This is a genomic window from Terrabacter sp. Soil811 (assembly GCF_001429655.1).
Classification (GTDB): domain Bacteria; phylum Actinomycetota; class Actinomycetes; order Actinomycetales; family Dermatophilaceae; genus Terrabacter.
Genome location: NZ_LMSX01000004.1, coordinates 1 through 17,056 on the forward strand (window position 1 = coordinate 1; position 17,056 = coordinate 17,056).

The window sequence follows — 17,056 nt, forward strand, 5'->3', positions numbered from 1 at the left end:
GACCGGGTCCTCGAGGGCCTGTACGAGAAGCTCCCCGCCGTGGCCGAGCACCTCGAGCTCGCCCGCGCCGACATCCTCGCCTTCACCGTCTTCCCGAAGGAGATCTGGCGCCAGATCTGGTCCAACAACCCGAACGAGCGCCTCAACCGTGAGATCCGCCGCCGCACCGACGTCGTCGGCATCTTCCCCAACCGGGAGGCGATCATCCGCCTCGTCGGGGCCGTCCTGGCGGAGCAGCACGACGAGTGGGCCGAGCAGCGCCGCTACCTCGGCCTGGAAGCGCTGAAGAACGCCCGAGCCGTCCTGACCGACCGCACCACCGACGACGATCGTGAGGAGGTGACCAACGACCTGATCGCCGCGGCGATCACCGCCTAACCGAACGACCCCGACGGATCACCGTCGTACACCACCGATACGGACTTGACCAACGGGTGCGCTCGTCCGCGATAGAGCAGCCTCGGCAATGACCTTCGACCCACGGACATCTCTGGCGGGCCCGCGGAGGACCCCCCGTTTGTACGTCCCCAGGAGAGGTGCGGGAGCGTCGTCGTGGAGGCCGCTCGCTCCCGTCAGCGGCAAATCCTGAGAGGTTGTGGCGTACCGTCAAAACGTGCAATCTCGTGAGTGCCGCGGCGACGACTGCCCTGATCCAAGGGGCACGAAGCCGAAGTACCTGTTGGAGAGGTCGCGGCGGCGCGATCAGTCCCGACAGCGGGTTGAAGCCGTCGCGCTCGACCTGTTCACCCGCCGTGGCTTCTCCGAGGTCACGGTGGAGCAGGTGTGCGCCGAGGCGGGAATCGCGACGGCGACCTTCTACCGCTATTTCAGCTCGAAGGAGGACGTCTTCTTCGGCTACGAGTCGCTGTTCCTCGACGAAATCTCGCGCTGCGTCGAGCGTGTGGACATCTCAACGTCTCCGTCGGAACAGGTGTCGCGGTTCGTTGAAGGTTTCGCCGCGTTCCTCGAAACACAGCGCGAGTCGCTCGCTCGGCGAGACGGCATGGTCCGCAGCGTGCCGGCGCTCTGGGCGCGCACTATGGCGAATCAGCGCCACTGGGAGCTCACTGTCGCGACGTCGCTCGCAGCTCGGCGCGGCCATGAGGAACCCGATGAGGACGACGAGCTCGACGCGTCCTTGTGCCTGGTCCTCCTGCGTGGCGCGCTGCGGGCTTGGCGGGCGAGTCCCTCCGAACCGTTAGCGCACGCAGCCGCCCTAGTTACGGTCCGTCTCCGCAATCGCATGTGCGAAGGCTAGACAGAGTTATGGCATCCTAAAGGTGATGAGAGGTACTCTCACCACCGAGGTGATGCTCATGGAATCACGAGAGTTGCGCTACTTCGTCACCGTGGCAGAAGAGGGAAACTTCACGCGCGCGGCCGCGCGGCTCTTCATGACGCAACCGGCTCTGAGCCGCGCCATCAGGCAGATCGAGCGCGACGTGGGCTCGCCACTGTTCCTCAGATCCAACAAAGGGGCCACCCTCACGTTCGCCGGACAGGTGCTGCTGCGCGAGGGCCGCTCGGTTCTCGAGGGACTCGACCTCGCCGAGTCTCGTGCGCGAGCGGCCGCCGATGCGTGGGCACCACCCCGACCGGCCTGAACCGTAGCGAGCAGACGGCAGCATTGCGCGGCGGCTGAAACGGACGATCCCTCTCCACGCCCCGAGGGAGGGCACGGCCCAGTTCCTGCCGCTCCTACGCGGTGTGAAAGGCCGCGGGCGGCCGCGGGCGGCCGCGGAACAGCGATACCTCCGCCACTGACCGTCAAAATCCGAGGCGGTGCGAGCGGATGCGCGACGCCGCCCGTTCCACGCAGCGCACCATCGCGTGCCCAGCATGTCGGTGGTCCTGCGCGCCGCATCCTATCGGCAGCCGAAGGCTGTTCCAGGATCGGCGCCCCACAGGACTCGACGCACAACGGTCTGGCCGCTGCCGGCTGGGCTGTCGGTGCCCTCAACGGCCTCGTCCCGGCTCGTCGCCGGATGGGTCGTCAGTGCGTCATCGCAGTCATTCGACCGATTCGCACAGCACGGGACCGGGCGCACGATCGACGCGCGCAGTCGGCGCTGACGTCCATATCTGTCTTACAGCGCATCGGACGCCGAACGGCGGCCGCCGGGCTAGCGCACCAACGTCCCATCGCGCAAAGGATCGCCATGACCAACATCCCCTCGTCTCCGCCCGCTGCGGCCACCGATGCCGCGACGCAGAGCAGCGTCCCGAGTCGGCGGTCGCTGCTGCGGGCCACCGCTGCGGTCGGCGCGGCCGCCGGACTGAGCGTCGTTAGCAAGGCCGGCAGCGCCCGCGCAGACGAGCACGCCCCAACGTCGGCACCCCATCACCGCCCGTCCGCGGCGACGATCGTGACAGCCCACGGCGCGTTCGCGGAGTCCTCCAGCTGGGACGATGTGGTGAGCATCCTGCAACGTCACGGCCACGGCGTTGTGAGCGTCGCCGTTCCACTGCGTGGGGTCGCGTTCGACGCCACCTACTTCAGCGACGTCGTACGCACCCTTCCCGGCCCGCTCGTCCTCGTCGGACACTCCTACGGCGGCGTCGTCATCAGCAGCACGCCTGCCGCTGCCGGCGACATCCGCGGCCTCGTCTACGTCTCAGGGCTTGCCGGAGACACCGGAGAGACCAGCGCCGACCTTGTAGGGAAGTACCCGGGCAGCACCCTTGGGCCCACGCTGACCTCGGTCGAGCTCACCACCGGGGGTCACGACCTCTACATCGACCAGGCCAAGTATCACGAGCAGTTCTGTGCAGATCTCAGCAACCGCAAGGCCGCGCAGATGGCCACGAGCCAGCGGCCAATCCTCGAGTCGGCGTTCACCGAGCCGTTCGGTCCGCATCCCTTGTGGAAGTCCGTCCCGTCACGTTTCCTCTGGGGGGAGCTCGACCGCAACATCCCGCGGCGGGCCCATCAGTTCATGTCCAGGCGGGCAGGCGCCATCGAGGCCATCGAGGTGCCGGGCGCTTCGCACGTCGTCGGGATCTCCCACCCGCGCCTGACGGCTGCGCTGATCGAACGCGCCGCCCGCGCCGCCGCTCGGACCCGCTGAACACCCGGCCACCGTCCCGGCTCCGGCCCCACGGCTTCTCCTGCGAATGGGGAAGCCGTGGCGGCGCCTTCTGGAAGAGGCGACGAATGACCCCCACACCCCCCGGTTCCGACCGCTCAGTCGACTCGAAGCTGCCGTCTGGGCGAGATACCACTTCACTGGCCCGCATGGGCCCCGTCCACCGGGTGAAAACCGAGGTCCTGGACGTCGCATACGTGACCGTTGGCCCAGCCGAAGGGCAGGCCGTCATGTTGCTCCACGGCTTCCCGTACGACGTCCATTCGTACGAACGCGTCGCTCCCTTGCTCGCGCAGGCAGGTCTGCGGGTGATAGTGCCGTACCTGAGGGGGCATGGCGCCACTCGGTCGTTGGGTGGCAGTGCCGCACGCTCGGGTGAGCAGGCAGCCCTCGGCTCCGACGTCATCGAGCTGCTCGACGCGCTCGGCATCGACAGCGCTGTCCTGGCCGGCTACGACTGGGGAGCCCGAGCCGCCTGCGTCGCCGCGGCCCTGTGGCCCTCCCGCTGCACCGGGCTCGTCTCGGTCAACAGCTACCTCATCCAGGACCTGACGGCCGCGAATCAGCCGCTGCCGGCGGCGCTGGAAGCCGGGTTCTGGTACTTCTGGTACTTCGCCACCGTCCGCGGCGAGAACGCCCTTCGCTCCAACCCGCGCGGTATCGCCGAGGTCATCTGGCTGCGCAACTCCCCCGCTTGGAACTTCGACGAGCAGACTCTGGCCCGGGCCGCGGAGGCGTTCGACAACGCGGACTATGCCGACGTTGTCCTGCACTCCTACCGCCACCGGCTCGGGCTCGCCGGCGGACACCCCCGGTACGCCGCGGTGCAGGCGGCACTGACCGCGCTCCCCGTAATCACGGTGCCGACGGTCACCATCGACGGGCTCGCCGACGGGAACTTCCCCGCAACCGACGCGGGAGTCGCGGCCGCGCACTTCACTGGTCCGCGCGTGCACATGCACGTCGCGGACGCCGGGCACAACCTGCCCCAGGAGGCGCCGCACGCGTTCGCCGACGCCGTCCGCGAGGTCCTGGACCTCGCTCGTGCCGGCCAGCGCCACCGCACAGTCGATTGACGGATGACCGCACTGCGCCAGCACACGCACGCTGGAGACCACAGCGACAGCGACAGCGACAGCGACAGCGACAGCGACAGCGACATTCAGGAGGATCGATGGGTGCGCTCACGCGCGGTTTCTAGGGTCGGCGCGACCTCGACCCCGACCTGCCGCCCGGCTGTCCTGTTCCGTCGGGAGTTGCTCCGAGGGCGCTGCCGACGTCACCATCCTCTACACCAGCACCGCGCCGCTGGGCCCTCACCGGCCTGCCCACCGGATCAGGGCGCAAGACCTTCCCGAGGCGGGATGGTCCCCGAACGAGCTGCCGACGTGCTACGTGTGCGGGCCCACCTCGTTCGTCGAGAACGTCACGTTCCTGCTTCTCGAGGCGGGGGACGAGCCCGACCGGGTTCGCGCCGAACACTTCGGCGGAACCGGGTTCGGCGAGCTGCCCACAAGCCGACCTCGGGAGAACTGATGCCTGACCATCTGGACGGCAACGCCCTCGCCGGCCCACTCGCCGCCGCCTTCACCTTCGACGTGACTACGGCTCGAGCGGCCTGCGCCACCTGCGCCGACACGAGGCCGCTGGCCGACGCCCACGTCTACGGGACACCGATGGGCCTCATCGCCCGCTGCCGCTCGTGCCATCAGGTCCTGCTGCGTGCCACCGTCATCAACGGCGCCATCACCTTGGACCTGCGCGGGATTGCCCGGCCGCGCGTCCGATGAGAGCGGCCGCAGCGCAGTCATCCTGCCGATGAGACGCCTGCGGCCCGTCGTGGATGCTGACGGGACAGGGCCGTCAGTTCGACTGCGCCCCAGAGGGATTGGACCCCGCCATGTCATCACGAGTTTCGGTCATCTACTACTCCGCGACCGGCTCGGTCCACGCCCTCGCCAACGCGGTCGCCGCCGGGGCCGCGAACGCGGGCGCGGACGTACGCCTTCGCCGCGTACCGGAGCTCGCCGGCGAAACGGCCATCGACGCGAACCCGGCCTGGCGGCGTCACGTCGACGAGACGAAGCTCGCCGTCGAGGAGGCCGCGCTGGAGGATCTCGAGTGGGCCGATGCGTACGCCTTCGGCACACCGACCCGGTTCGGGCTGCCGGCCGCTCAGCTCAAGCAGTTCATGGACCAGACCGGCGGGCTGTGGCAGCAAGGCGTCATGGCCGGCAAGCCCGCGACCAGCTTCACCTCCTCACAGAACCTGCATGGCGGCCAGGAGAGCACGATCCTGGCGCTCAACAACGTCCTGTACCACTGGGGATGCCTCATCGTCCCGCCCGGCTACACCGACGCCGTCCTCTTTCCCGCTGGGGGCAACCCGTACGGCACCTCGTCGACCGGCACGGAAGGGCAACCAGACGCGGATGTGCTCGCCGCCGCCGAGTACCAGGGTCGCCTGCTCACGCAGACCGCCGTACGACTGTCCCACCAGCACTGACGCAGAGCTCGCGGAGATCCGACACCGGCGCCAGAGGCCCAACTCATGCGGTCACGACCGCGACGGCCCGCCATCACCGCAAGGCCCTCGGCCCTTTCCAGTCCCCCCTCGCGCGGGCATCGGGATTGGTCGGTCGTCGTCGAGGTCACCAGTGAACGCGACGTCGACGCGCTGCTGTGGGCGGCTGCCGAGGCCGCCTCGCTGGGGGCGCCGCTGCGGGTCGTACACCCTGTCCCGGTGTCGGCGCTCTCACCGAGGATCGCGAGAGTGCGGGTGACCGGACAGACATTCGCGCATCGAGCCGGGGCGTTCGAAGAGGCCGGCCTACGGGTTCTCGTGTGGGCGCTCAAGCAGGTCAACGAGATGGCGCCCGAGCTGCACGCAACAGCGTGCCTCTCGCCTGGCCGTCCCCTCGATGTGTCCGCGGAGGCATCCGAGGACGCTCGTCTCCTCGTCGTGGGCCGGTCATGGGCACAGCGGGCGCGGTGCGGCCCGGCAGCCCTGTCACCGTGGCGCCGCCTCACGGGCCTCAGCGCCGCACCGGTGGTCGTAGCTTCTCTCGCCGGCCCCGAACCACCCGGCCAACCAACTGGGAGCGTCGTGGTCCTCATCGGCCCACACGACGAAGAGTCAGGCCTGCTCGATGCCTCCTTCAGCGCGGCGCAACGTCGAGGCGTCGGCGTCACCATCATGTTGCTGTCTGAGCCGCCGCTGGGCCCGCACGCGAGTCTCGTGAAGGTCACGCTGAGCGCCGAAAGTGTCGGGACGCGCGTGAACGCGGGACGCGTTGATCCCGGGCGTGCCCGCGCGTGCCGGGCACGAGACGACGAGGCGACGAGGCGATCGAGCATGCGGTCGCCGCCGAGGCCCGAGGCGCCGCTCTCCTGGTCATCGGAATCCGCCGCCGCAACGCTCGCCGTTCATGGGCCCGTCGCGCGAAGCTGGTCGACCGTCTGGTCCTCAGGGCGACCGTGCCAGTGATGCTGGTGCCCACCTGCGAGCGTTGAACGCGTTTGCGTGGCTCTTGCTGCTCGCCTGGCACGCCCTCATTGCCTCGCGACCAAACGCAGCGCCACCTCAGCGTCGCTGGAGCCGTTAGGCGGCTCCGGTGTGACGGCTCAGTCGTGCGGGTGGTGCAGGTCGAAGGCAGGGCGCTCGGACCGGATCGGCGGCAGGGACGTGAAGTTGTGCCGCGGCGGGGGGCACGAGGTGGCCCACTCCAGCGACATGCCGTATCCCCACGGGTCGTCGGTGTCGACCCGGGCGCCGGCCCGCCAGGTCTTCCACACGTTCCACAGGAACGGGATCGTGCTGGCACCGAGCAGGAACGCACCAAGGCTCGAGACGAGGTTGGCAGCCTGGAAACCTTCCTCGGGCAGGTAGTCGGCGTAGCGGCGGGCCATGCCTTCGATGCCGAGCCAGTGCTGGATCAGGAACGTCGTGTGGAAGCCGATGAACAGCATCCAGAACTGGATCTTCGAGAGCCGTTCGTCGAGCATCGTCCCGGTCAGCTTGGGCCACCAGAAGGAGAACCCGGCGAACATCGCGAAGACGACCGTGCCGAAGACGGTGTAGTGGAAGTGCGCGACCACGAAGTAGCTGTCGTTGAGGTGAAAGTCCAGTGCGGGACTGGACAGGATGATGCCGGTCAGGCCACCGAAGAGGAAGGTGACGAGGAAGCCCATCGCCCACAGCATCGGGGCCGACATGCTCACCGTCCCGCCCCACATCGTGCCGATCCAGTTGAAGAACTTGATGCCGGTCGGGACCGCGATCAGCATGGTCATGACGGAGAAGAACGGCAGCAGCACCTGCCCGGTCGCGTACATGTGATGCGCCCAGACACTCGCGGACAGGGCGGCGATCGCGATGATCGCGAAGACCATCGACTTGTAGCCGAAGAGCGGCTTGCGGGAGAAGACGGGGATGACCTCGCTGATGATCCCGAAGAACGGCAGCGCGATGACGTACACCTCTGGATGGCCGAAGAACCAGAACAGGTGCTGCCACAGCATGGCGCCGTTGTTCTCGGGCTGGAAGACCTGCGCGCCCAGCCTGCGGTCGGCCCCGAGCAGGAACAGTGCCGCGGCGAGGAGCGGAAACGCGACGATGACCAGCAGCGAGGTGACCAGGACCGTCCAGGTGAACATCGGCAGCCGGAACATCGTCATCCCGGGTGCGCGCAGGCACACGATCGTCGTGATGAAGTTGACCGCCCCAAGGATGGTGCCGAACCCGGCGAGGATGAGTCCGAAGACCCAGAGGTCGCCACCGAGGCCCGGGCTGTAGCTGACGTCGGACAGGGGCGCGTACGCGTACCAGCCGAAGCTGGCGGCCCCGTCCGGGGTCAGCAGCCCCGCGCACACGGTCAGGGCGCCGAACAGGTAGAGCCAGTAGGCGAACATGTTGAGGCGCGGGAACGCCACGTCCGGGGCCCCGATCTGCAACGGCATGATCGCGTTGGCGAAGCCGGCGAACAACGGGGTCGCGAACAGCAGCAGCATGATCGTGCCGTGCATCGTGAAGAGCTGGTTGTACTGGGCCGGGTTGTCCACGACCTGTAGACCCGGTGAGACCAGCTCGGCCCGGATGAACAGGGCCATCAGACCGCCCAGCAGGAAGAAGATGAACGAGCTCAGCAGGTAGAGGTTGCCGATGACCTTGTGGTCTGTCGTGGTCAGCACGCGCACGACGCTGACCCGTACGGAAGGCGCGAGGTCTTGGGGGGTGCCCGTGCGCGAGCGCGTTGGTCGGTCGGCGAGCTGGGTCACGGTCGGCTCCTACAGGACGTGGCCGAGGAACCCTCGGATGTAGCTCGAGATGGTGTCCAGCTGGCTCTCGAGAGCGAAGTGGCCGGCGTTGAGCAGATGGATCTCCGCGTCGGGCAGGTCGTCCTTGAAGGCCGGGGCTCCGGGCGCTCCGAAGATCTTGTCGTTGGCCCCCCAGACGGCGAGAAGCGGCACCTGGGTCTGGCGGAAGTACTCGTGCAGGGCGGGGTAGCCGTCGATGTTGTTGATGTAGTCGTGAAAGAGCTGGAACTGAACTCGGTCATTGCCGGGCCGGTCGAGAAATGCCTGGTCGATCGCCCAGCAGTCGGGGTCGACGAGGTCGGGCTGGTGGACGCCGTGAAGGTACTGCCACCTGGTGGCCTCGGCGCTGACGAGAAACCGCACTCCGGGCTCGGTCTCGGGTCCGGGGTTCTTGGCATAGGCCCAGATCGGCTCCCAGAACTCCTCGACGAACCCGGCCTCGTACCCGTTGCCGCTCTGGGTGATGATCGCGCTGACGCGCCCCGGCTGTGCGAGGGCAAGGCGCCACCCGATCGGCGCACCGTAGTCGTGCACGTACATCGCGAAGCTGCCGACCTTGAGCTTCTCGAGCAGCTTCGTGGTGACGTCGGCCAGGGCGTCGAAGGTGTACGGGAACTCGTCGAGGGATGGCATGGACGACTCCCCGAAGCCGACGTGGTCCGGTGCGATGACGTGGTACCGGTCGGCGAGGGCCGGGATGAGGTTGCGGAACATGCGCGAGCTGGTCGGGAACCCGTGCAGGAGGACGAGTGTGGGTGCTTCCGGGTGGCCGGCTTCGCGGTAAAACACGGTCAGGCCGTCGATGTCGACGGTTCGGTGCTGGGTGGCAATCATGACTGCCAACTCCTCAGGAGGTGTGACGGTGCGCGCCCCGGCAATCAGGAGCGAGCCTGCGAGGTGTGAGCGAACGCGGGACACGGTGTCGCCTGCGGGTCGAGACGAAGAAGCGGTCTGAGCCGGTCCGTTCGCTCGCCCACTTACCGGCCCTAGTTTCCGCACCGCCACCTCCGCGCTGCATCGGTCAGGCGACTGCGTCCCGGTAGCCCGAGACGATGCCTGTCGCTAGGGCCGTCGTTCGTGGGGTGTCGGTTCGGCGGCGACGACGTCCTCGATGGTGACGGGGCGAGCCAGGTAGAGCCCGGTAGCGCACTGCGGCAGCGCCAGGGCGGCCAGCGCGTACAGCGGGAGGGTCCATGCTCCGGTCGCAGCGTGCAGGAGCCCGACACCGAACGGGCCGACGACCGAGAGCAGGTAGCCGACCGACTGGGTGAAGCCCGACAGGGCTGCGGTGCCCTCCTCCGTCCGTGCCTTCAGCCCGATGAGGAGCAGGCTGACTGGGAAGAGGGCACTGGCGGCCCCCAGCAGTACCGCCCACAGCCATGCCCCGCTCACCGGGGCGGCGACGAGTCCCAGGTAAGCCACCGGGTAAAGCAGGGAGAGCCCGCACACGAGCGCTCCCGGGTGGCCCGCCCGGGCGACCACGAGGGGCATGAGCAGTGACAGCGGGACCACGGTGGCGGTGACCACGCCCAGCAGCATCCCGGCCGCCGAAGCGCTGAATCCCGCGTCACGGTAGATCTGCGCGAGCCACCCGAAGCCGGCGAAGGCCTGGACGGACTGAAGCCCGAAGAAGACGGCCATGACCCATCCGAGACGGGTCCGGGCAACCGCCCCAAAGGTGGGGCCGGACCGTGAGACGGGTCCGGCGTCCGATTGTTCTCGTCCCGCATGGGGGGCGTGGAGATGTGCTCGTCGGACTGCCGCCCACGGGTGCTGAGCTCGCCGGAGCAAACGGCCGACGGGGTAGAGGCCGACGCAGGCGACCGCCCCCCAGAGAGCGAGTCCCCACCGCCACGACCCGGCCAGGGTTGCGACCGGCACGGTCAGCGCGGAAGCGGCGAGGATGCCGCCCGCCAGGACGGTTGTGTAGATCGACGTCACCGGACCGACCCGTGATGCGAAATGAACGTTGACCAGCGAGGGCAGTGCCACGTTGCCGATGGCCATGCCGGCAAATGCCACGGCGGACAGACCCAGGAACGACAGGGCTCCGGGGACTGCGGACCGCGCCAGCAGGCCTACAGCGATGAGCGAGCTGGCCAGGACGGTGAGGTTTCGCAGTCCGATTCGGCCCTCGAGCCAGGGTGTAACCGCTCCAACCACGCCGAAACACAGGACCGGCAACGTGGTGAGTACGGACACGAGCGTCGGTGTCAGGGCCAGGTCGTTCTGGACCTCTTGCAGGACGGGGCCGGTGCTGACCACCCCGGGGCGCAGGTTGAAGGCCAGCATGATGATGCACCCCAAGCCGACACCGACCGGGACCCACCGTAGGAACGGGACACTGTGTCGTGCCTCTTCTGCCCGGGCGTTCGTTGCCATGACGACCTCCGTTGCTTCGGGTCCCCCGCGGCCGGTACGCACGAAAGCCCGGCGGTCGGCGTGGTTCTCGACGACTCCCCGGAACGACACTGCGGCAACACGGCGTCAGCGGCATCGGCCGTTCGACCGCGCGGACGCACCGATGTTCCGGGGGCGAGAGAGAACGAGAGAGGTCACGGCGCTGGCGGGGCGTGCCGAGCGCTCCCCGTGGGATCCAGACCTGCGTCCAGCGCGCCACGAAGCGCAGCCCGGGAGGTGACACCGAGCTTGGGGAAGACGCGGTAGAGGATGGCACCGACGCTGCGGTGTGAGAGGAAGAGCCGATCGCCGATCTCACGGTTGGTCAGACCTGACGCGGCGAGCTCGGCAACCTGCCGTTCCTGGGCCGTCAACGGAGGCTCATCGATCGCCGCGGTTGCGGGCCGCGGGGTCGCCTCGCCCGCCGCGCGAAGCTCTCGTTCGGTGCGTCGCAGCCACGGGTGTGCCCCGAGCTGCTGGAACCCGGCGTGGGCCATGTGCAGGTGGTGACGCGCCTCAGGCATCCGGTGTTCGCGGCGCAGGTGCTCGCCGAAACTGAGCTGGATGCGGGCCCGGTCGAACGGCCACCGGGTGGTGCACGGGTCAGCGAGAGCTGCGGCGAAGAAGGCGGTGGCCTGCTCCGGCTCGTCCGCCGCCAGTGCTGCGCTGCCCGCGGTGAGCATGGCCAGGCGCGCGGAGACTCTGGGCAGCTCGGAGTCGCGCATGGCCTTCACGTGCGCGGACGCCGCCGGGCGGCGGCCGGTCTTCACGGCAGTCTCGACGACGTCGAACAGCAACCAGAGGCGGTGCGGCCGGTAGCGACCCAGCTCGCCGGGCGGGCTGACGGCGGTCACGTGCGCGAACGCCGCCTCGAAGTCCTCCAGCGCGATCGCGTGCAGGGTCCGCAGGTGCGCGGCGAAGGTCGTGCACATGCCGGCGCCCCGCTCGCTGCCCCAGACGGCCATCGCGTCCGCGGCCTGCAGGCCGTCCTCGACCTCGCCTCTGCAGACCCGGACGAGCTGCTCCATGTATCCCTTGAGGATGACCCGGTAACGGTGGAAGCCGTGGCTGTCCCCGAACGCACTGCCTTCCGCGGCCAGGTCCACGGCTTCGTCCCACTGGCCGGTGAGCCAGTCGTCGATGCAGCTCGAGATGAGGGCGTGAATGGCGAGTGCGACGCCCTCCCCTTGTCGGCCGTCGTTGATGAGGCGCCAGAGCACCGGGCGGCAGCGGTCGAGGCGGTCGGTGTAGAGGGCCGCTAGGGCCAGGCGCGTCACCCGGAGCGGGTCGAGCTCCCCAGCCAAACCTGCCAGCGCCGCGTCCAGTTCGTCCATGCCGTGCGCTGCATGTCTGACCGGGTCGCCGAACATGCGGTGGCAGAGGTCGACGTCCGCCGGCACGTTCTCTCCCAGTCTGGCGACCGCTCGCTGGAACGGCTCCCAGAGGCGTTCCCGACCACCGAACGAGCCCATGATCATCAGACTGTGGAGGGCGTCGATCAGGTGCGGGTCGGAGGGATCGGATTTGCCCGGGTGGTTCTCGATGGCGCGGACCAGCAGCCGGTGGGCGGCATCGACCTCGCACTGGCCGTTCAGCAATAGGTACGAGGCGGTGATTGTCGCGGCCAACGAGCCGGTCAAGGCCGGCTCGAGTCCGGTAGCGTCCGCGAGCAGAGCCGCGGCGCGGCGCAGGTCCCCGGTGACGTTGGCGCCGACGAAGGCTGCCTGGATCTCGCGCTTGGCCCGCTGCATGCGGTCGGGGCTGAGCTCCGCCGCCCGCTGCAAGGCGGTCATCGCCTCCGACACCCCTCCCGTCGCGAGGGTGCGTACCGCCAGCGCCTCCAGGCGGGAAGCGACCGTCTCTTGCGGCTCGGTCGACGCGTCAGCCAGATGCCAGGCGTGCGCGGCAGATTCGGGCGAGTACGCGCCGGCAAGAGCAAGGTGGGCTACCCGGCGCTGCTCCGGGGCGGCCTTCTGCACGACCGCCGCACGCACCAGCGGATGCATGAACTCAACACGTGGCGGGAGGTCCCGCACGCGGACGAGCCCGACCGCCTCGGCGCTGGAGAGCCCGGCCAGTTCCGGATCGAGCGAGTAGGCCGCCTGGATGATGGACAGGTCGCCACCAGACCCGGCAAGAGCGGCCAGAAGCAGCTGGGCGCGAGCGCGTTCGGGGAGTTTCTCGATCCGGTCACCGAAGAGGCGGGTGAGCCGCTCCGCGGCCGGCAGGCGGGTGGGTAGTGGCGCGTCCCCGGAACGTTGGGCAGCTGTGAGCGCCAGCGGCATCTCAAGCAGGGCGAGGGGCAGCCCGTCGGCCTCTTCGACAATGCGTGATCGGACCGGCGCCGCGAGCTGCGGGAACCGGGACCGCACCAGCGTGCTGGCGTCGTCCCGGGTCAGTGGACGCACCTCACGATCAGGAAGCCCCGCGAGCAGCAGCGGCCCGTGCGTTCCGGCTCGCACGGTCGCCAGCACGCCGATGTTGCTTCCACGGAGACGCCGAGCCACGAACGCGATCACCTCAGCACTGGCCGGGTCCATCCAGTGGGCGTCGTCCAGCAGAAGTAGCTGCGGGCTGTCCCCGGCGGCACGCTGTAGGAGGGTGAGCGTGGCCCTGCCCAGTACCTCCCTCCGGGCCGGAGGCCCGGAACGTAACCGCAGCGCGACTGTCAGTGCCCTCTGGTCATTTCGTGGCAGTTCACCGATCGACCCGCGCAGTGGGGTCAGCAGCTGGGCCAGGGACGTGAACGGCCCCGGCGGGTCGAACTCTGCCGAGGTGAGAGTGTGCACCTGCACGTGTGCCTCGGACGCGAGGGCTTCAGCGGCCCGCAGCATCGCGGTCTTGCCGACACCGGGCTGCCCGGTCAGCAGCATGGCGGCCCCGTCTCGTTCCAGGTACTGCACGAAGTCGCGCAGCAGCGTTATCTCCGTGGCGCGGCCCGTCAGCCCGAGCGGCTCGGTGGTCACGGGGCTCGCACGCCGTCCACGGCTCGAGTGGCACCCGGAAGGGCCGGTGCGTCTCGACGAGGCTGGGTCCTTTGCCGCGTCGGGTGTCTCAGCACGTCGGCAACCGCTGCTGACGCCGCCGCCGGTTCATCGGGCAGCGTGACCCCCAACACCTCCGCCGGCGCGCCGCTCGGCACGTCGGCGAGCGCGTCGGTCAGGGCAGCGCGGGTGCGGACGTCGAGTTTGCCGAAGATGTTGCGCAGGTGCGCTCCGACGGTCCGCGGCGAGATCTGCAGCCGGTTCGCGATCGCCTTGTTGGCCAGGCCTGTAGCTGCCAGGTGTGCCACCACGCGTTCCTGGGGGGTGAGAGTTCCCGTCCGCTCGGACGCCGGGGCGGTCTTGGCGGGGCTGGTTGCAAGCAGCTCCGTGCGGGCCTGTTCGGCCCAGCCGTCGGCCCCGAGTCGTTCGAAGGTGGCCAAGGCTTCCTCGAGATGACGGCGCGCCTCCGAGGCGAACCTGGCTCGACGTAGCCCCTGTCCGTACCGCAGCTCGATCCTGGCCAGGTCGAACGGCCACCGGCCGGCGTCTGGGACCGCGAGCGCGGCCTCGAACAGGTCGCGGTCGAACGCGGTGGCAGCAATGGCGGTCGCGCCCGCCATGCTCAGGGCACACCGACTGGACAGAGCGCCCAGGTCGTGCCCGTGCATCGCGTCGACATGGGCAGCGGCCTCCTTCGGGTGATGTGACAGCACCGCGGCCTCGACGAGGTCCAACGACATCCAGATCGCCCACGCCAGATGGGGCGCGAAGGTCCCCGGTGGGCACACGCTGGTGATCTCGCGGTAGGCGCGGTCGAAGTCGCCGGCGCCCAGAAAGAGCATGGTCTGGGCGTGTGCCGCGTACACCTGCGCGATCCGGATTCCGCGTGGCAGCGCCCAGCCCAGCAGATGCGAGCAGGTGCGCGCCACCGTGTCCGAGTCACCCCTGCCAGCCGCGAGCATCGCGATCGAGAACTCGAACGGGGCCGTGTAGAGCAGGTGACCGCTCTGCTCGCACAGGACCAGCCCCGCACGTGCCAAGCGGTCCGCTTCGGCCCAGTGGCCCGTCTTGATGCACTGGATGGAGAGCAACGACAGCGCCAGGATGCCTGGACCGACCGGCCCACCAGATTGTGCATCGTTGGCCTGCTGCAGCAGCAGCGCCCGGACTTCGTCGACCCGGTCGAGGTAGAAGGCCGCCATCGCCAGCCGGCCGATGCGGTTCGCGTCCGTGTGCTCATCCAGCCCAGCCAGGGCCGCGTCCAGACGAGGCAGCGCCCGCAAGGCAGTCCGGACCGGGTCGGCCAGTGCGTCGATGCGCAGCTGGAGGTCAGGGAACTCGGACAGGTCGACCCCGGCGACGACCGTGTGGAACGTCGCCCAGGTCCGCTCGTCGCAGGCGTACAGGCACAGGTTCAGCAGGTGATGGAGCGCTTCGCCGAGCTCATCGCGGTTGACGCTCCTCAAGGGAGCCACTGAGGTCTCGGCGCGGATGCCCGCACGGTCGGTCATCGGGCCTGTCATCGGATCGGGTGCCCGGCCTGTCATCTGGTGGAGCGCGGAGGCGATGGCAGGAGTCAGCACCCGCTGGGCGTTGGCCAACTCGCCGGTGGTGCTCATGAGCACCTGGGCGGCTACCGTCGCGGCCGGGACAGTGGCCAGGACCGCCGGATGCACCTGCCGTGCTTGGGCCAGCAGCCGCGAGGCCTGCTGCATGGTGCCCAGGGAGCCCGCACCGACGGATGCGGCGTAGGTAAGCCGCCGCGCCCGCCCGTCAAGTGCGGTGCTCAACTGCGCCGCGAGCAGATAGGACTGGATCGCCAGGTCCGGGCGACCGCGGCGCAGCGCGCGGTCAGCGGCACTCTCGAGCAGGGCAGCGACATCCTCGTCGGGTCCGATGGCGCCGGCGGCCAGGTGCCACGCATACCGGTCCTCGTGGGTCTTGTGGCGCTGCGCCAGCACGACGTGGGCGGCGCGGCGCGCGCTGCTCGTCGACAGGCGAAGGACGGTTGGACCGATCAACGGGTGGCGGAAGCGGATCGCGCCCTTACGCGCGTCGGTGCGGATGAGCCCGTGTTCCTCGGCCACGATGAGCCCGGCTCGTTCCTCCTCACCCAGGTCAGCCGTGAGGTCCGTGTGCCCGTCGTCGAGCGCTGCCAGCAGCAGGACCTGCCGAGCCGCCGCGGGCAGTTGGAGGATCTGCTCGGAGTGCAGACGCTCCAGCCTCGGGCTCAGCGGGACCGCGTCAGCGCTCAGCGCTGACCCACTCAGCTCGGCTTCGCTCAGGGCGGCGGGCAGCTCAACAAGCGCCAACGGGTTCCCGGCAGCGGCCGTGACCAGCGAGGCCAGGACTGGCGCGGAGACAGCAGGGCTCACGCGTCGGACCAGTGCCCGGCTTAGCACGCCACCCAAGGGCCTCAGCCGCCGAACCCGCCATAGACCGACCGGCATGAGCGGCCGGACGGCTGATGGTTGGGGTCGGCGCGCGGCGAGCAGCCCGACCCCCGGGATGCGGGCGGCCACCAGGCTCGAGGTGAGAACCTGCGCGCTCTCCGCGTCGAGCCATTGGAGGTCATCGACCATCAGCAGCACCGGGCCATCGACGCGGCGGAGCAACTCGCCGAAGGCATCGCGGACCTTGTCGATCCGCGCCGGCGCAGCCGTCTCGAAGCCCAGGGCGACGTCGAGGCCAGCGCGCATCTCAGGGGGCAGCCGCGCGATCATCTCCCGCACGGGAGTGAGCAGCTGCCCCAGCGCCGCCAAGGGGATGTCCTGCTCCGACAGGGTCCCTTCAGCCCGCCACACCGCGAATCCTCGGGCTTCGGCCGCCTGCCCCGCCCAGTCGATTAGGGAGGTCTTGCCCAGCCCGGCCGATCCCTCCAGGCACAGGCTCCCGCCGCGTTCGGGAATCTGCTCGAGCAGCTCCTCGAGCATGGCGAACTCGGACTCTCGCCCCAGCAGCGCGCCGGCCTGGCCCGGCCCGAGGGAAAACGGAAGCGCAGTCACTACCACCACTCCTTGGGATCGGGCCGCTGCGTCGTGCAGGGCCAGCACTCCCCCGGGCGTCAGCCACTCGCACGATGTGACCGGACCGCGGTGGAGCACGGGTCTCAAGTACTGCGGAGCCTCCACCATCCCGCCGACCAAACGAGCCTGTCCACCTTCAAGGACCGATGCGAACATGCCCATGCGGCATGCCCGTTTTGTCGACCACGAGTACGACCTGGCGCGGTCACGCCGCAGCAGGCGCGGCCCGCAGCTGCGCGTCCGG

Annotated in this window: 13 protein-coding genes and 1 pseudogene; 9 read left to right on the top strand and 5 right to left on the bottom strand. The window is 69.3% G+C overall.

Annotation, left to right across the window (positions count from 1 at the left end):
* The 9 genes and pseudogenes from ASH01_RS06565 to ASH01_RS23990 form a co-directional block, all read left to right on the top strand.
* Positions 1-378: transposase (locus tag ASH01_RS06565; RefSeq protein ID WP_200961769.1), on the top strand; the 378-nt coding region annotated here is incomplete at its 5' end.
* Positions 379-613: 235 nt separating this feature from the next.
* Positions 614-1,258 (top strand): TetR family transcriptional regulator, encoded by a 645-nt coding sequence (locus tag ASH01_RS06570; protein ID WP_162263866.1) that lies wholly within the window; start codon positions 614-616, stop codon positions 1,256-1,258.
* Between the two features lie 58 nt (positions 1,259-1,316).
* The gene (locus ASH01_RS06575) at positions 1,317-1,604 is read left to right on the top strand and encodes a LysR family transcriptional regulator (protein ID WP_082619559.1); all 288 of its coding nucleotides are present in this window, start codon (positions 1,317-1,319) and stop codon (positions 1,602-1,604) included.
* Between the two features lie 555 nt (positions 1,605-2,159).
* The gene (locus ASH01_RS06580; RefSeq protein ID WP_082619550.1) at positions 2,160-3,068 is read left to right on the top strand and encodes an alpha/beta fold hydrolase; all 909 of its coding nucleotides are present in this window, start codon (positions 2,160-2,162) and stop codon (positions 3,066-3,068) included.
* A 248-nt stretch (positions 3,069-3,316) separates the two neighbouring features.
* Positions 3,317-4,162 (top strand): alpha/beta fold hydrolase, encoded by an 846-nt coding sequence (locus ASH01_RS06585; RefSeq protein WP_235509553.1) that lies wholly within the window; start codon positions 3,317-3,319, stop codon positions 4,160-4,162.
* A gap of 459 nt (positions 4,163-4,621) precedes the next feature.
* Complete coding sequence (locus ASH01_RS06590; protein ID WP_056773254.1) at positions 4,622-4,876, top strand: DUF6510 family protein; 255 nt, start codon at positions 4,622-4,624, stop codon at positions 4,874-4,876.
* A 110-nt stretch (positions 4,877-4,986) separates the two neighbouring features.
* Positions 4,987-5,592 (top strand): NAD(P)H:quinone oxidoreductase, encoded by a 606-nt coding sequence (gene wrbA, locus ASH01_RS06595; RefSeq protein ID WP_056773257.1) that lies wholly within the window; start codon positions 4,987-4,989, stop codon positions 5,590-5,592.
* A gap of 45 nt (positions 5,593-5,637) precedes the next feature.
* Positions 5,638-6,048, top strand: a pseudogene (locus ASH01_RS23985) (universal stress protein); the annotation flags it as partial.
* A 353-nt stretch (positions 6,049-6,401) separates the two neighbouring features.
* Complete coding sequence (locus ASH01_RS23990; RefSeq protein ID WP_056773260.1) at positions 6,402-6,599, top strand: universal stress protein; 198 nt, start codon at positions 6,402-6,404, stop codon at positions 6,597-6,599.
* A gap of 111 nt (positions 6,600-6,710) precedes the next feature.
* Here ASH01_RS23990 and ctaD read toward each other — a convergent pair whose 3' ends face one another.
* The 5 genes from ctaD to ASH01_RS06625 form a co-directional block, all read right to left on the bottom strand.
* On the bottom strand, positions 6,711-8,363 hold the full coding sequence (gene ctaD, locus ASH01_RS06605) for an aa3-type cytochrome oxidase subunit I (RefSeq protein ID WP_082619552.1): 1,653 nt from the start codon (positions 8,361-8,363) through the stop codon (positions 6,711-6,713).
* A gap of 9 nt (positions 8,364-8,372) precedes the next feature.
* Entirely contained in the window at positions 8,373-9,236 is an 864-nt protein-coding gene (locus ASH01_RS06610) for an alpha/beta fold hydrolase (protein ID WP_056773263.1), read from the bottom strand.
* A gap of 228 nt (positions 9,237-9,464) precedes the next feature.
* Positions 9,465-10,694, bottom strand: a complete 1,230-nt coding sequence (locus tag ASH01_RS06615) for an MFS transporter (RefSeq protein WP_200961770.1) — start codon at positions 10,692-10,694, stop codon at positions 9,465-9,467.
* Positions 10,695-10,957: 263 nt separating this feature from the next.
* Complete coding sequence (locus tag ASH01_RS06620) at positions 10,958-13,768, bottom strand: AAA family ATPase (RefSeq protein ID WP_056773266.1); 2,811 nt, start codon at positions 13,766-13,768, stop codon at positions 10,958-10,960.
* Positions 13,765-16,791, bottom strand: a complete 3,027-nt coding sequence (locus ASH01_RS06625; protein WP_162263867.1) for a helix-turn-helix transcriptional regulator — start codon at positions 16,789-16,791, stop codon at positions 13,765-13,767. Before ASH01_RS06625 ends, ASH01_RS06620 begins: the two co-directional genes overlap by 4 nt.
* Between the last annotated feature and the right edge of the window lie 265 nt (positions 16,792-17,056).

Excerpts from the sequence above, each read along its gene's own strand:
- ASH01_RS06575 (WP_082619559.1), top strand. The coding sequence starts at position 1,317 with ATGGAATCACGAGAGTTGCGCTACTTCGTCACCGTGGCAGAAGAGGGA.
- ASH01_RS06585 (WP_235509553.1), top strand. The coding sequence starts at position 3,317 with ATGTTGCTCCACGGCTTCCCGTACGACGTCCATTCGTACGAACGCGTC.
- ASH01_RS06580 (WP_082619550.1), top strand. The coding sequence starts at position 2,160 with ATGACCAACATCCCCTCGTCTCCGCCCGCTGCGGCCACCGATGCCGCG.
- wrbA (WP_056773257.1), top strand. The coding sequence starts at position 4,987 with ATGTCATCACGAGTTTCGGTCATCTACTACTCCGCGACCGGCTCGGTC.
- ASH01_RS06590 (WP_056773254.1), top strand. The coding sequence starts at position 4,622 with ATGCCTGACCATCTGGACGGCAACGCCCTCGCCGGCCCACTCGCCGCC.
- ASH01_RS06610 (WP_056773263.1), bottom strand. The coding sequence starts at position 9,236 with ATGATTGCCACCCAGCACCGAACCGTCGACATCGACGGCCTGACCGTG.
- ASH01_RS06615 (WP_200961770.1), bottom strand. The coding sequence starts at position 10,694 with ATGCTGGCCTTCAACCTGCGCCCCGGGGTGGTCAGCACCGGCCCCGTC.